Origin of the sequence: Pseudomonas sp. 203-8 (assembly GCF_020708595.1) — a bacterium.
In the GTDB taxonomy this organism is placed as follows: Bacteria; Pseudomonadota; Gammaproteobacteria; order Pseudomonadales; family Pseudomonadaceae; genus Pseudomonas; species Pseudomonas aeruginosa.
In genome coordinates this window covers 127,755-139,889 of the sequence record NZ_JAJFDF010000006.1, presented here as the reverse complement: position 1 = coordinate 139,889, position 12,135 = coordinate 127,755, and the positions used below count along the sequence as shown (strand labels likewise).

The window sequence follows — 12,135 nt, the reverse complement described above, 5'->3', positions numbered from 1 at the left end:
GTTCAGAACTCGTTCTGCAGCGACTTGTAGCCGCGTACCAGGTCGACGTTGGTGCGCGCCACGTCTTCCGAGAACTCGCTGGCGGAAACGCTGACCCGCGGCATGCTCGCCAGGTCGGTGCGCGGACCGATGCGCTCGGTGGACGGTACGTAGAAACCCGCTGGCAGGTCGCAGCCGTCGACCACCGCGTTGTGGCGGACCACGCAGCCATCGCCGACCCGGCAGTTGAACAGCACGCTGTTGAAGCCGATGAAGACCCGGTCGCCGACTTCGCAAGGACCGTGGACGATGGAGCGGTGGGCGATGGAGCTGTGCTCGCCGATGGTCACCGCGGCACCCGACTTGGAATGGATCACCACGCCGTCCTGGATGTTCGAGTTGGCGCCGATCACGATCGGTTGCATGCCGCCGTCGGCGTCGACTTCGTCGGCACGGATCACTGCGTAGGGACCGACGAAGACGTTGGCCTGGATGATCACCTTGCCGCAGATGATCGCGGTCTTGTCCACATAGGCCGATTCGTCGATCACCGGCAGGTCGCCGGAGGGATTCTTGCGGATCATGCTGCACCTCGCTGCCAATGGCTTTCGGCGACGGCGTCATGGGCATGCAGGCTTTCCGCATGGACGACCCGTATGGAGAACCGGCTCGCCTGTGGATAACCCTGCAGGGCGCGGTGCAGCCGGCGCACCGCGTCCTCGCAGAACATCAGGTTCTGCCCGTTGGCGAGGGCGAAGGCCTGCTCGTCGGCGCGTTTCACCGCAGTCTGCACCGCGGTGCCGAGGGCGCTTTCGCCGAGATCCGCCAGCTCTTCCAGGGGCAGTCCGATGCAGTCTTCCGCCAGGCCGATGCGCAGGTGCGCGCTGCTGCGCTGGCTGTGCGGGGTGGCGACGATGCCGGCGCTGCTGCCGAGCCACGCAAGCACGCTGGCATGATCGAGCGGCTGTCCGGCGAAGTCCTGGTCGAAGCGCTCCTGGATCAATTGCCGGGCCAGTGCCGCCGAACAGGGGCAGGTTGAGGAGTAGGTCAGCTCGAGATGGACTTCGGCCTGGAAGTCATCGCCTTCCAGGCGCGTGTCCAGCACCAGTGGATAACGTTTCCAGCCGCTCAGCGGGCTGACCAGCGCCGGACGCCGCAGCAGCGGCGCGAGGCGTAGGCGCAGGTAGGCGCGACGCGACAGGCCGGCGTGGCTGTCGAGGAAGCGTTGCAGGACGGCGCGCAGGCAGGAAAGGTCCAGCTCGCCCTGTTCCAGTTCGGCCAGCGCCAGGTAGAGGCGCGACATATGGATGCCGCGGGCCTGCGGGTCGTCCAGGCTGACACCGGCATCGGCTTCGGCGGCGACCCTCTGCCCGCCGATCTGCACGGGAAGGGCGATGCCCTGCATGCCGACCCAGTCCAGGGGAAGATCGGCGGTGGTGGTCTGGCGGGCGATATCGGGAAGCGTCAAGGCATTCATGGAGAACTCGAAGAAGGGTAGGCAAGGCCTGGAAATGGCTTGAATGTTATAATATAACGTATTAGCTAATGCCGACCCTTGCAATCGGGTATTTCGTCGATGAAGCGCCGTCGTCTCCTGCAAAGCCTGCTCGCCGGCCTGGCCCTCCAGCCGTTCCTGGCCGCCAGCGCCAATGTACGAATCCGCCAGGCCCGGGCCTGGAATTCCTCGGAAAGCTGGCGCCTGGTGCTGGAACTGGACGGCCCGCCGCGTTATCGAACCTTTTCCCTGCAGGCCCCCGAGCGGTTGATCCTCGACCTGCCCGACGCGCAATTGCTCGCAACGCTCTCCGAGCTACCGCTGGACGGCCCCGTGCGCGCCATACGCAGTGGCCAACTGGGTGGCGGCGGGACGCGCATCGTCCTCGACCTGCGCCAGGCGGTCAGGCCGCGCAGCTTCGCCCTGGAACCGCAGGCAGGAAAGGGCCATCGCCTGGTCCTGGACCTTTATCCACAGGCGCTGGCGGCGCCCCCCGAGCCGATGCTGGCGCTGGCCCGCCCGCTACCCTCGACGGGCCGCGACATCCTCGTGGTGGTCGATGCCGGCCATGGCGGCAAGGACCCCGGCGCGGTCGGTAGCAAGGGCGAGCGCGAAAAGGACGTGGCGCTGGCCATCGCCCGCCTGCTGGCGCGGCGGATCGACCGCGAGAAAGGCTTCAAGGCGCGCCTGGTGCGCAACGGCGACGTGTTCGTCCCGCTGCGCAAGCGGCCGGAAGTGGCTCGGCGCTACAACGCCGACATGTTCGTCTCGGTGCACGCCGACGCGGCGCCGCGACTGACCGCCTCCGGCGCGTCGGTATATGCCCTCTCCGAGCATGGCGCCAGCTCGACCATGGCGCGCTGGATGGCCGACCGCGAGAACGGCGCCGACCTGATCGGCAACAGCGGCAACCTGCCGCTACAGGGCCGCGACAAGGTACTCGCCGGGGTGATCCTCGACATGGCCCTGAGTTCGACCATCGCCAGCAGCCTGGACCTTGGCCACAGCGTGCTCGGCCAGTTGTCGGACGTCACCGCGCTGCACCAGAAGCGTGTCGAGCAAGCCGGCTTCGCCGTGCTCAAGTCGCCGGACATCCCTTCGATCCTGGTGGAGACCGGCTTCATCTCGAATCGCGGCGATTGTCGCCGGTTGATGGACGAACGCCATCGCCAGCGCCTGGCCGAGGCGATCTTCGTTGGCGTGCAGGGCTACTTCAGGCAACGCCCTCCCGCCGGCAGCTACCTGGCGGCGCTCAGCGCGCAGTCTCCCGGCTAGGGCCTTCGCTGCAGCCGCTGACCCGCCCGCAGGTCAGGCGTTGGCGCTGGCCCGATGAACTGCTCAGGCGGCTGACGTTGGTCCAGCCGATGTTGCGGCTGAGGCCGACCCAGATTTCCCCGTCGCTGGCGATGCCGCTGAAGAAGGTCAGGCGCCCGTAGCGCGTATTGGTCTGGGCCCAGCGTCGTCCGCTCGCCGCGTCGTAGCCGCGCAGCCAGGTGTCGTTGCCGCCGGTGGCGACGCTGTAGTGGTTGCCCAGCCGATCCATGCAGGCCAGAACGGTGCGCAGGTAAGCGCATTCCGCCGGGCGGGTGCCGGGAAGAAAGCCCTGCGCCTGTGCCGCCGGAGCGAGCAGCAGGAGGGCCAGGCAGTAAAGGCGGAGGACGCGGCGCATCGGTGGATCCCGGGATGACGTGGGCCCAGGGTAGCCGGAAGGCGATTGGCGGGCCATCGATTGTGGTGTTAATTGTTATAGTATAACGTTTTAAATTTCCCAGGTTCAGCCTATGACCGAACAGGAACTGCTTGCCCAGCCCGACGCTGCCTACATGGACGAAGCCCAGCAGGACTTCTTCCGCGACCTGCTGCTGCGCCAGCGCCAGGAACTGCAGGCGCGCATCGAAGGCGAATTCGGCGAGCTGCGCGATCTCGAACGCCCCAGCGACGAGGCCGACCTGGCTTCCCGCGAGGAACAGCGGCAATGGCAACTTCGCCTGCTGGAGCGGGAGAAGAAGCTTCTCGACAAGATCGACGAAGCGCTGGAGCGCCTGGCCCGCGGCGACTACGGCTGGTGCCAGGAAACCGGCGAGCAGATCGGCCTGCGCCGCCTGCTGTTGCGTCCCACCGCCACCCTCTGCATCGAGGCGAAAGAGCGCCAGGAGAAGCGCGAACGCCACGTGCGGCACAACTGAAGAGGTTACCAACCCGTGAACCAACGCCTACCTGTCACCGTGCTGTCCGGCTTTCTCGGCGCCGGCAAGAGCACGCTGCTCAACCATGTGCTGAAGAACCGCGAGAACCGCCGGGTTGCGGTGATCGTCAACGATATGAGTGAAATCAATATCGATGGCAGCGAAGTCCAGCGCGATGTCAGCCTGAACCGCGCTGAAGAGCGCCTGGTGGAGATGAGCAACGGCTGTATCTGCTGCACCCTGCGCGAAGACCTGTTAGAAGAGGTCGGCCGTCTCGCCCGGGAAGGCCGCTTCGACTACCTGCTGATCGAGTCCACCGGGATTTCCGAGCCGATGCCGGTGGCCGAGACCTTCACCTTCCGCGACGAGCTGGACCGCAGCCTGTCCGACGTGGCGCGACTGGATACCATGGTCACGGTGGTCGACGGGATGAATTTCCTCCGCGACTACCAGGAGGCCGCCAGCCTGGCCAGCCGTGGCGAAACCCTCGGTGAGGAGGATCAGCGCTCGATCACCGACCTGCTGATCGACCAGGTCGAATTCGCCGATGTGATCCTGGTCAGCAAGATCGACCTGATCTCCAGCGAGCAGCGCGAGGAACTGCTGGCGATCCTGCGCCAGCTCAATGCCGAGGCGGAGATCCTGCCGATGGTGATGGGTCAGGTGCCGCTGGCGAAGATCCTCGATACCGGTCGCTTCGATTTCGATCGCGCGGCGTCCGCGCCGGGCTGGCTGAAGGAACTGCGCGGCGAGCACCTGCCGGAAACCGAGGAATATGGTATCGCCTCCATGGCCTACCGGGCGCGCCGTCCGTTCCACCCCGCGCGCTTCCACGCCTTCCTGCACAATCCGCTGAAGCAGGGGCGGCTGCTGCGCTCCAAGGGCTTCTTCTGGCTCGCCAGCCGGCCCCGCGAGGCCGGCAGCTGGTCGCAGGCCGGCGGCCTGATGCGCTACGGCCTGGCGGGCCGCTGGTGGCGCTTCGTGCCGACCGGACAGTGGCCACAGGACGAAGAGGGCCTGCGGGCGATCATGCGGCACTGGGAGGAAGGCGTCGGCGACTGTCGCCAGGAGCTGGTTTTCATCGGTCAGAACCTGGACTTCGCGGCCCTGCGCGCAGCCCTGGACGCCTGCCTGCTGGATGACGCCGAGATGAACCTGGGCATCCCCGGCTGGCAGGGCCTGGACGACCCCTTCGAGGACTGGGGGCACGCCGCATGAGCGCACTGCCGCAGGAAAAACCGTTGCCGTGCCAGGCGTTCGATGACGACCCCCAGGTGCTGGCCGAGGTGCTTCGCGAGGGCGTCAACCTGGCGGTCTGGACACGCCGGTTGAGCCCGGCGCTGCGCGACTTCGCCGCCGCCCTGGTGCGCAACCGGCCGGGACTGGCGCTGAGCCAGACGCTGGAGATGGAAGAGGAACGGCTACCCGTCTTGGACGGCCTGCTCGACGCGCAGCAACTGCCGGGACAAACCGATTTCCTCGACGACCTGGGCTGGCTGGTCGAGGCCTTCTCCTGCCTGACCGGGGCGCGGCGTATCGGCCTGCGCCTGCGCGTTCTGGATAAACCGATGTGCCCGCGTTTCCACGTCGACCACGTGCCGCTGCGGCTGGTCACCACCTACCAGGGCGCCGCCAGCGAATGGCTGGACGAGTCCGGCCTGGACCGTCGGCTGCTTGGCGGAGCGCAGGCCGAAGTTGTCGACGAACAGCTTATCCACAGCTTGTCCACGGGCGACGTGGCGCTGCTCAAGGGCGAACGCTGGGAGGGTAACGAAGGTGCCGGGCTGGTGCATCGCTCGCCGCGAGCGGAGCCTGGGCTGGCGCGCCTGCTGTTGACCCTGGACTGGCTTGCCTGAGCCTGTGGACAAGTGTCTTTCGAGGAATAAAAAAAGGCCATCCGCAGATGGCCTATCACCAAAAAGTCGTCCTACCTTGGGGATGGGGACGAAGGGTGCTGAGGTACCCGACTCCCATTTAGCCCTGACGCTGTGACAGGCTGATGACGCGCTCAGGGCTTTTTCGCGGCGCTAGGCTCTTCCCAGCGACCTTGGCTCTGGCTGGCGCAGAACGGCTCCAGGTAGCGTGCGTCGGTCGCGATGCCGTAGTAGAAGATGTCCTGCCGATAGGGCGCGTTGGGTACCCTGGCGTCGCGGCAGACACCGAAGGCGCCCGTCGGACATTCCTCGGCGAACGTCACCTCGACCTTCTGGCCCTGCAGTTGTGGCTGGCAGAAGCCTTCGCGGAACAGCTTGGCCGGGATGCTGCGGTTCTGCTGGCAGACCTTCACGTCGAGATTCTTCGCCTGGCTATGGACGATGCAGGCTTCGGCCAGGGCCAGGCCCGGCAGGCAGGACAGGAAGAACAGGAACGGACGCATGCGAGGACTCCATTGCAGACGGGCGCGACTCTAGCACGGGGCCGGGCTCCCCGCAGGCAAGGACCGCATTGATCCACAGGCTTTCACATTCCGGTTGCGCAGATGCTTCGAGAGATACCCACACACCTGATCGGCGGCCCCCTGGGGGCCGGCAAGACCAGCCTGATCCGCTCGCTGCTGGCGCAGAAGCCGGCGGGCGAGCGCTGGGCGGTTCTGGTCAACGAGTTCGGCGAGATCGGCCTGGATGCCGCGCTGCTGGCCACGGACGTCGACGGCGTGGCCATCGGCGAGGTGGCGGGCGGGTGCCTCTGCTGCGTCAATGGCGTGCCGTTCCAGGTGGGGCTCGGTCGCTTGTTGCGTCGGGCACGGCCGGACCGGCTGTTCATCGAACCCTCCGGGTTGGGACATCCGCTGGCGCTGTGGAAACAGCTGCAGGCTCCTCCCTGGTCCGGCGTCCTGGCCCTGCAACCCCTGGTAGTGGTGCTGGATGCCGCGGCGCTGGCCTCCGGCCAACCGCTGCCGGAGGCACAGGAACAGGCGCTGGAAGCGGCCGGCATGTTGCTGCTGAACAAATCCGAAACGCTCGACGCGACGCAGCGCTGCGCTGTGCGCGCGCGCCTGCCGGTCCTGCCGTTGCGCTGGAGCGTGCGCGGTCACCTGGCATTGCGCGATCTGCCGACCAGCGTTGCCGGGGAAGGTAGCGCGACGACCTGGGCGGCCCTGCCGGAGGCGCCTGCTCAGTTGGGAACGGTGCTGCCCGCCGAGCGACCGCTGCGCGCCGTGCGCGAGCAGGACGGCCAGTTCGCCATCGGCTGGCGGCTGGCGCCGTCGGTGCGTTTCGATCGGGTCGCAGTGGACGCCTGGCTGAACCGTTTGTCCGGACTGCGGCGGGCCAAGGCGGTGCTGCATTGCGCGGACGGTTGGTATGCAGCGAATGCCGCGCCGTTTGTGGATAACTGGGGCAAGTCCTCGTGGCGGCGGGATAATCGGCTGGAACTGATCCTCGCCGCAGGCGCGGATGAAGAGGCGCTCGAAGAGGCGTTCCTGGCGTGTCGGATGGTCGCGGAATGATCCGCCAAGGTTGCCCTGAGGACGCGACTGAATGATAATAATTATCAGAAGACTCTACTTCCTTACCTTTCACTTCTCCGCAGGTCGCCCTCATGTCGCCACAGCCTTCACGGTCGCCTGACCGTTTTTCGCTGGCCGCGCTCGCCGAAGACCACCCCACCGCTCCCGCCCAGGGAGACGAAAGCGAGTCCCTGCCATGCGTGAATGCCCAGCGCGGAGAACCCAACCTGCGCGTGGTGGACTGCTCCGGCGCGCGCCGCGACGAGGAAGTGGCGGTCGAGGAAGTGCTGATCCCCTACGCCCATGGCAGCGATCCCGAAGACGTCCCCGGCGAGCCGCCCAAGTCGCGCTGGTGGTTGTCCTCCGGCGCGGCGGTGGCGATGCATGTGGCGATCATCGGTGCGCTGGTGTGGGTGATGCCGACCCCGGCCGAACTCAACCTTGGCCACGGCGAACTGCCGAAGACCATGCAGGTGAATTTCGTCCAGCTCGAGAAGAAGGCCGAGCCGACCCCGCAGCCGCCGGCTGCCGCGCCGGAGCCGACGCCGCCGAAGATCGAGGAACCCAAGCCGGAGCCGCCGAAGCCGAAGCCGGTGGAAAAACCCAAGCCCAAGCCGAAACCCAAGCCCAAACCGGTGGAAAACGCCATTCCCAAGGCCAAGCCGAAGCCGGAACCCAAACCCAAGCCGGAACCCGAGCCGAGCACGGAGGCATCCAGCCAGCCCAGCCCGTCCAGCGCCGCCCCGCCGCCGCCCGCACCTACCGTCGGGCAGAGCACGCCCGGCGCGCAGACCGCGCCCAGCGGCTCGCAAGGTCCGGCCGGCCTGCCCAGCGGCAGCCTCAACGACAGTGACATCAAGCCGTTGCGCATGGATCCTCCGGTCTATCCCCGGATGGCCCAGGCCCGGGGTATCGAAGGCCGGGTGAAGGTGCTGTTCACCATCACCAGCGATGGCCGCATTGACGACATCCAGGTGCTGGAGTCGGTGCCGTCGCGCATGTTCGACCGCGAAGTGCGCCAGGCCATGGCCAAGTGGCGTTTCGAGCCGCGTGTCAGTGGTGGCAAGATCGTCGCCCGCCAGGCGACCAAGATGTTCTTCTTCAAGATCGAGAAGCGCCGCTGAGGCGGTTCTCTGACAACGAAAAGGGCCGCGCCTTCGAGCGCGGTTTTTTTATTCCCGGTAGGTCTCGCAGACGGGGCTTCGCTGCCTGGGGACGGCAGGCCCCTTGCGCTGTTCCACCGTGGGAACGCGAGGAGATCGGCGTTTGCGCGCCGAGGTTCCAGCCCCGCCGGAATGACGAGCCGCAGGGCGAATAACCGCTTGCGGTTATCCGCCGTGGAGCGCAGGGACACCGGAAGATTACGCCGCCGGCATTGCGCGCCCTAGGGCGTCGATCGGGATGCCGTGCCGTAGACCAACAGTCGGCGGGTGTGGGGGAATCGGTTGCCGCGCCAAAAAGCAGGACGGCGACCCGAAGGTCGCCGTCCTGTGGATAAAAAGGCCCGGAGTGTGTCGGGGCCGTGAGCACGAGGCTCAATCAATCGGTCGTGATCTTCGAGTGCTTCTGGGTGTCCTTCATGAACACATAGACCAGCAGCGAGCAGGCGATACAGGCGGTGACGTACCAGTAGAAGCCGCTCTCCAGGCCGACGCTCTTGAACCACAAGGCAACGTATTCGGCGGTGCCGCCGAAGATCGACACGGTCAGGGCATACGGCAGGCCGACGCCCAGGGCGCGGATCTCGGTGGGGAACAGTTCGGCCTTCACCACCGCGTTGATCGAGGTGTAGCCGCTGACGATCACCAGCGCCGCCATGATCAGGAAGAACGCTCCCCACCAGCTGTCGACGCTGTGCAGTGTGCTGAGGATCGGGTAGGTGAAGACGGTGCCGAGTACGCCGAAGGCGATCAGGATCGGCCGCCGGCCGATCTTGTCGGAGAGGGCGCCGACGATGGGCTGCAGCAGCATGAAGAGGAACAGGGTGGCAGCCGAGATCATGGTCGAATCGGTCTTGCTCATGCCTACCGTGTTCACCAGGTACTTCTGCATGTAGGTGGTGTAGGTGTAGAAGGCCAGGGTGCCGCCCATGGTCAGGCCGACCACGGTCAGCACTTCCTTCGGGTGGCGCAGCAGGGTGCGCAGCAGGCTTTCCTTCGGCTCTTCCTTCTTCTTCGAGAAGGACTCGGTCTCTTCCATGCCGCGACGCAGGAACATCGCCACCACTGCGCACAGCGCGCCGATGAAGAAGGGTACGCGCCAGCCCCAGCTTTCCAGTTGTTCTACGGTCAGGGTCTGTTGCAGGACGATCAGCACCGCCAGGGCGATGAGCTGGCCGGAAATCAGGGTCACGTACTGGAAGCTGGAGAAGAACCCGCGCTGTTCCTTGTTCGCCATCTCGCTCAGGTAGGTGGCGGAGGTACCGTATTCGCCGCCGACCGACAGGCCCTGGAGCAGGCGCGCGACCACCAGCAGGATCGGCGCGGCGACGCCGATGGTTTCATAGCTGGGGGTCAGGGCGATGATCAGCGAGCCAAAGCACATCAGCAGCACCGAGGCCAGCAACGCCGCCTTGCGGCCCTTGCGGTCGGCATAGATACCCATCAGCCAGCCACCGATCGGGCGCATCAGGAAGCCCACGGCGAAGATAGCTGCGGTGTTCAGCAGTTGGGCGGTCATGTCGCCCTGGGGGAAGAATGCCTTTGCGAAGTACAGCGAGAAGGCGGCGTAGACGTACCAGTCGTACCACTCGACCAGGTTGCCGACGGAACCGCTGAAGATCGACTTGATGCGTTGCGAAGTGGTGCGGGGCTGGGCAGACGCGGAAATGGCGTTGGCGCTTTCCATCGTGTTTCCTCTTTTCGTTGTTGTCTTGGATGTGCTGATCAGGGCGCAGCACACCGGCACATCGCGAGGGCGACGTATTGGATGGCTCGATAGCAGGTGCCGTGCCAACGCGGGAAAGCCGCGTGGGGACTGGGTTGGAAGAGGAGCGGGGTGGTCTTGGCCGAGCGGGAGTCCGCCGACCGGGAGAGTGGATAAGCGGAAATCCGCCGATCCTTCAGGGCAAAGGGTCCGATAGCGACACCAGGTGCAGGCGAGGGCGAATAACCGCAGCGTGGTTATCCGCCGATTCGACGGCAGGCCGGGATCGCTTGGCTCTCAGTGGCTGCCCTTTTCCTGGTCGAGGGTTTCCATCAGCGCGATCTGCATCCGCGAATGCACGCGGATCAGCCAGCGCCAGAGCACTGCGATCACCAGGCCGGCGACCAGCACCACTACGACCAGCAACTCGCCCGGCGGCAGTATGCTCGAGCTGAGCGCCGCCAGCAGCACCATCATGCCGGCCAGCGACAGCAGCGGGATGATCTCGGAGATCACCCGACGTACCCGCGCCGTATGGCGTCCGGCTTTCTCCGGCTTGACCCCGAGTTCGGCCAGCAGCATCGACAGGGCCTTGAGCTTGCGGTACGCGGCGATCAGGAAGGCCAGCGAGACCAGCAGCGCGCCGCCCCAGATCAATGCCTTGTGTAGCCCGTCGTAGGCGACCCACTGGCTCATCCAGGCGGAAAGCGTATCGGCGAAATAACCGCCGGCGAGGAAGATCGCGATCACCAGCGCCAGGTTCACCCCGACCTGCAGCAAGATGCGCCGGATCATCGCCGCCAGCACCGCACGGTCGCCCTGCGGCTGGATGCTGCGCAGCCAGTCGCCGTAGTGGCCGAAGATCCTCGCCATGCGCTGCGGCATGGCGTTGGCCAGGTGCTGCGAGAGCGGGTCGGCGGCGCGGATCAGGTACGGGGTGAGCAGGGTGGTGATGGCCGAGACCGCTACCGCCACCGGGTAGAGGAAGTCGCTGGTGACTTTCAGAGTCATGCCCAGGGCGGCGATGATGAAGGAGAACTCGCCGATCTGCGACAGGCCCATGCCGACCCGCAGCGAGGTGCGTCCGTCGTTGCCGGCGATGAACGCACCCATGCCGCAGGAGAACATCTTGCCGAGCACCACCGCGACGGTGATCAGGGCGATCGGCCAGGCGTACTCGACGAGGATCTTCGGGTCGATCAGCAGGCCGATGGCGACGAAGAAGATCGCACTGAACATGTCACGGACCGGCTCGATCAATCGTTCGATCTGCACCAACTGGCGCGACTCGGCCATGATCGCGCCGATCAGGAAGGCGCCGAGCACCATGCTGTATTCCAGCTTCACCACCAGCAGGCAGAAGCCGAAGCACAGGCCGAGCACGGTGACCAGCAGCATCTCGTTGCTCTCGAACTTCGCCACGTAGGCCAGCAGGCGTGGCACCAGGAGGATGCCGACGACCAGCGCGACGATCATGAACAGGCTGAGCTTGCCGACCGTGGAGAACACCTCGCCGGTTTCCACCGAACCGCTCACGGCGATTCCCGACAGCAGGGCGATGATGCCGATGCCGAGGATGTCCTCGACGATCAGCACGCCGAAGATCAGTTGGGCGAAGCGCTCGTTCTTCATCTTCAGGTCGCCGAGCGCCTTGACGATGATGGTGGTGGAGGAGATCGCCAGGATCGCGCCGAGGAACAGCGAGTCCATGGTGCTCCACTCGAAGAAGCGACCGATCTCGAAGCCGATCCAGATCATCAGGACGATTTCCAGGAACGCCGCGATGAACGCCGTGGCGCCGACCTGGAAGAGCTTGCGCAGGCTGAACTCCAGGCCGAGGCAGAACATCAGGAAGATCACCCCGAGTTCGGCCAGGGTCTTGATCGTGTCTTCGTCGTGGATCAGTCCGAAGGGCGGGGTGTGCGGGCCGATGATGAAGCCGGCGACGATGTAGCCGAGGACCACCGGTTGGCGCAGGCGGTGGAAGAGGATAGTGACCACACCCGCCACCAGCATGATCACGGCGAGGTCCTGGATGAAATCGACGGCATGCATGGCGGCGGTCCTCGCTCGGGGAATGGGTCGGCAGACGCGGCGACCGGGCGGCCTCGCAGACCCGCAGACTAGCATCCGCAAGTGCTTGATCGGTGGGCTGAAAAAAA

12 protein-coding genes are annotated in these 12,135 nt (G+C 65.9%); 6 read left to right on the top strand and 6 right to left on the bottom strand.

The annotated features are described in order from the left end of the window. Positions 1–2: 2 nt before the first annotated feature. Both LJF27_RS15435 and folE2 read right to left on the bottom strand, forming a co-directional pair. Positions 3–563 (bottom strand): hypothetical protein, encoded by a 561-nt coding sequence (locus tag LJF27_RS15435; protein WP_003099663.1) that lies wholly within the window; start codon positions 561–563, stop codon positions 3–5. After that, a complete protein-coding gene (gene folE2 / locus LJF27_RS15430; protein WP_003099665.1) occupies positions 560–1,456 on the bottom strand; it encodes a GTP cyclohydrolase FolE2 in 897 nt (298 codons plus the stop codon). Before folE2 ends, LJF27_RS15435 begins: the two co-directional genes overlap by 4 nt. Positions 1,457–1,555: 99 nt before the next feature. Between folE2 and LJF27_RS15425 the strand changes: the two genes are divergently transcribed. Further along, entirely contained in the window at positions 1,556–2,749 is a 1,194-nt protein-coding gene (locus LJF27_RS15425) for an N-acetylmuramoyl-L-alanine amidase (protein WP_003118443.1), read from the top strand. On the opposite strand, the gene LJF27_RS15420 is transcribed toward LJF27_RS15425, so the two are convergent. After that, positions 2,727–3,143 carry a hypothetical protein gene (locus LJF27_RS15420; RefSeq protein WP_003118444.1) on the bottom strand — a complete coding sequence of 139 codons (417 nt, stop codon included), beginning with the start codon at positions 3,141–3,143 and terminating at the stop codon, positions 2,727–2,729. The genes LJF27_RS15425 and LJF27_RS15420 overlap by 23 nt on opposite strands. 112 nt (positions 3,144–3,255) lie before the next feature. Here LJF27_RS15420 and dksA point away from each other — a divergent pair, with 112 nt between their 5' ends. Genes dksA through LJF27_RS15405 form a run of 3 tightly spaced genes read left to right on the top strand, consistent with a single transcriptional unit; the run spans position 3,256 to position 5,516 of the window. After that, positions 3,256–3,660, top strand: coding sequence for an RNA polymerase-binding protein DksA (dksA, locus tag LJF27_RS15415; protein WP_003118445.1), 405 nt, complete (start codon positions 3,256–3,258; stop codon positions 3,658–3,660). 15 nt (positions 3,661–3,675) lie between these two features. Continuing rightward, the gene (gene zigA / locus LJF27_RS15410) at positions 3,676–4,878 is read left to right on the top strand and encodes a zinc metallochaperone GTPase ZigA (protein ID WP_003099674.1); all 1,203 of its coding nucleotides are present in this window, start codon (positions 3,676–3,678) and stop codon (positions 4,876–4,878) included. Next, positions 4,875–5,516 (top strand): DUF1826 domain-containing protein, encoded by a 642-nt coding sequence (locus tag LJF27_RS15405; RefSeq protein WP_003099676.1) that lies wholly within the window; start codon positions 4,875–4,877, stop codon positions 5,514–5,516. The genes zigA and LJF27_RS15405 overlap by 4 nt, the downstream gene beginning before the upstream one ends. A 152-nt stretch (positions 5,517–5,668) precedes the next feature. Here LJF27_RS15405 and LJF27_RS15400 read toward each other — a convergent pair whose 3' ends face one another. Further along, positions 5,669–6,037 carry a hypothetical protein gene (locus LJF27_RS15400; RefSeq protein WP_003099679.1) on the bottom strand — a complete coding sequence of 123 codons (369 nt, stop codon included), beginning with the start codon at positions 6,035–6,037 and terminating at the stop codon, positions 5,669–5,671. Between the two features lie 102 nt (positions 6,038–6,139). Here LJF27_RS15400 and LJF27_RS15395 point away from each other — a divergent pair, with 102 nt between their 5' ends. Together LJF27_RS15395 and tonB1 are read left to right on the top strand one after the other, a co-directional pair. Further along, positions 6,140–7,108 carry a CobW family GTP-binding protein gene (locus LJF27_RS15395; protein WP_003118446.1) on the top strand — a complete coding sequence of 323 codons (969 nt, stop codon included), beginning with the start codon at positions 6,140–6,142 and terminating at the stop codon, positions 7,106–7,108. A 92-nt stretch (positions 7,109–7,200) separates the two neighbouring features. Next, positions 7,201–8,232, top strand: a complete 1,032-nt coding sequence (tonB1, locus tag LJF27_RS15390; protein ID WP_003121399.1) for an energy transducer TonB1 — start codon at positions 7,201–7,203, stop codon at positions 8,230–8,232. A gap of 415 nt (positions 8,233–8,647) precedes the next feature. On the opposite strand, the gene LJF27_RS15385 is transcribed toward tonB1, so the two are convergent. Then, entirely contained in the window at positions 8,648–9,955 is a 1,308-nt protein-coding gene (locus LJF27_RS15385; protein ID WP_003097074.1) for an MFS transporter, read from the bottom strand. Positions 9,956–10,270: 315 nt separating this feature from the next. After that, a complete protein-coding gene (locus tag LJF27_RS15380; RefSeq protein ID WP_003099684.1) occupies positions 10,271–12,028 on the bottom strand; it encodes a cation:proton antiporter in 1,758 nt (585 codons plus the stop codon). Between the last annotated feature and the right edge of the window lie 107 nt (positions 12,029–12,135).

Bases quoted from the DNA above. Each gene is read 5' to 3' on its own strand.
- LJF27_RS15380 (WP_003099684.1), bottom strand. From the start codon at position 12,028: ATGCATGCCGTCGATTTCATCCAGGACCTCGCCGTGATCATGCTGGTG.
- LJF27_RS15385 (WP_003097074.1), bottom strand. From the start codon at position 9,955: ATGGAAAGCGCCAACGCCATTTCCGCGTCTGCCCAGCCCCGCACCACT.
- tonB1 (WP_003121399.1), top strand. From the start codon at position 7,201: ATGTCGCCACAGCCTTCACGGTCGCCTGACCGTTTTTCGCTGGCCGCG.
- LJF27_RS15425 (WP_003118443.1), top strand. From the start codon at position 1,556: ATGAAGCGCCGTCGTCTCCTGCAAAGCCTGCTCGCCGGCCTGGCCCTC.
- LJF27_RS15400 (WP_003099679.1), bottom strand. From the start codon at position 6,037: ATGCGTCCGTTCCTGTTCTTCCTGTCCTGCCTGCCGGGCCTGGCCCTG.
- LJF27_RS15420 (WP_003118444.1), bottom strand. From the start codon at position 3,143: ATGCGCCGCGTCCTCCGCCTTTACTGCCTGGCCCTCCTGCTGCTCGCT.
- dksA (WP_003118445.1), top strand. From the start codon at position 3,256: ATGACCGAACAGGAACTGCTTGCCCAGCCCGACGCTGCCTACATGGAC.
- LJF27_RS15395 (WP_003118446.1), top strand. From the start codon at position 6,140: ATGCTTCGAGAGATACCCACACACCTGATCGGCGGCCCCCTGGGGGCC.
- folE2 (WP_003099665.1), bottom strand. From the start codon at position 1,456: ATGAATGCCTTGACGCTTCCCGATATCGCCCGCCAGACCACCACCGCC.
- LJF27_RS15435 (WP_003099663.1), bottom strand. From the start codon at position 563: ATGATCCGCAAGAATCCCTCCGGCGACCTGCCGGTGATCGACGAATCG.
- LJF27_RS15405 (WP_003099676.1), top strand. From the start codon at position 4,875: ATGAGCGCACTGCCGCAGGAAAAACCGTTGCCGTGCCAGGCGTTCGAT.